Annotated in this window: 1 protein-coding gene; it reads left to right on the top strand. The window is 48.7% G+C overall.

Features of this window, described 5'->3' with window-relative positions:
- Nucleotides 1-10: 10 nt before the first annotated feature.
- Nucleotides 11-1,472: ABC transporter substrate-binding protein (locus OB13_RS18615; protein ID WP_461491688.1), on the top strand; the 1,462-nt coding region annotated here is incomplete at its 3' end.

Below are 1,472 nucleotides of genomic sequence, written 5' to 3'. Positions count from 1 at the left end.
CGACAACACTTTGAAACCAGGCCTGGCTTCCGCTTTACCGGAAATTGAACGCAATGATTCGCTTACTTTTTTTACTTACCAGCTAAGGGAGGAAGCAGAATGGAGTAATGGAAGTCCGGTGACTGCTCAGGACGTAGCATTTACATTAAAAGTACTGAAGGCTCCTTTGGTGAACAATGAAAATATCAAACCCCAGGTAGCCTTTATCCGGGACATTGTTTTGGACAAAGACAATCCAAAGAAATTCACCTTCGTGTGCAGCGGGTATACCCCTGAAATGGAATTGCTGACGGGAGACTTTTTTATTCTACCCGCCTACTTATTGGATCCGGAGGGGCTGCTAGCAGGTATAGAAATCCCTAAGCTAGCAGACACAACTGCAGCAACTGATAACACCAGACGTATCAAAGCGTTTGCAGCTGGTTTCAACAGCACCGGTTCAAGCAGTAATTTGACTACACTGCAGGGAAGTGGTGGGTACACCATAGAACGCTGGGCACCCGGACAGTATATTACGCTCCAGCGCAAACAAAACTGGTGGGGTACTACTACCGGAGCCGATGCCAGTTATTTGACTGCTAATCCTGCCCGCATCAGCTTCCAGATGATACCTGAGAACACAACTGCTCTGTTAGCCATCAAAAACAGGCAGATAGATGTGCTGGATAACATTCCGGTCACTGAGTTTGAACAGCTCCGGCAAGACGATGCCTTCAAACAGGACTATGCCCTCTACGCTCCCCAGGGCTACGACCTTGTATTTGCAGGACTCAATACGCGGCAGCCGGCTTTGAGTGATAAACGCACCCGACAGGCAATTGCTCATCTTCTGGATGCAGACAACTTGATCAAGGTAACACAGCAATCCTACGCCACCCGCACCATTGGCCCTATACCGCCGGATGTAAAGCAATTTTATCATCCTACGCTTGAGCCATACAGCTACAATGCGAAGCGGGTAACCGAACTGCTTAAATCGGCTGGCTGGATACAGGAAGAGGTTGGCTGGTACCGCAACATCAACGGAAGGCGCGTACCACTCACATTAGAAGTTATCTACAGAGCAGGAAATACGGTCTATGAACAGTCCGCGCTTATTTTCCAGCAAAACGCTTCCAAAGCAGGTATACCGGTAACGGTGCAGGCGCTGGAGGGCAGCCTCCTCAACCAAAAAATAAATGAACGGGACTTTGACCTGTTCTTCCGAGCCCTTTCAGGCAACCCCTTCGTTTTCAACTTTAAACCCTTGCTGCATACTTCCTTTGCCGGACCCGGCGGTTTTAATGCAACCGGTTTTGGCTCCGAAGAGAGTGACGATCTGCTGGACAACATCATTGTAGCAGAAACTAACGAAGAGAAAGCAAAATTATTAAAAAGACTGCAGGAGGTGCTGCACGAAGAGGCGGCTTTGCTACCCCTCTATTACCGCAAAGAAAAACTGGCCGTGCATCGACGCTTTTCCAACACCAAAG

The sequence above is a fragment of the Pontibacter sp. HJ8 genome, from assembly GCF_054824225.1.
The sequence above is the reverse complement of the archived record's forward strand: the minus strand, read 5'-3'. Positions and strand labels throughout refer to the sequence as shown.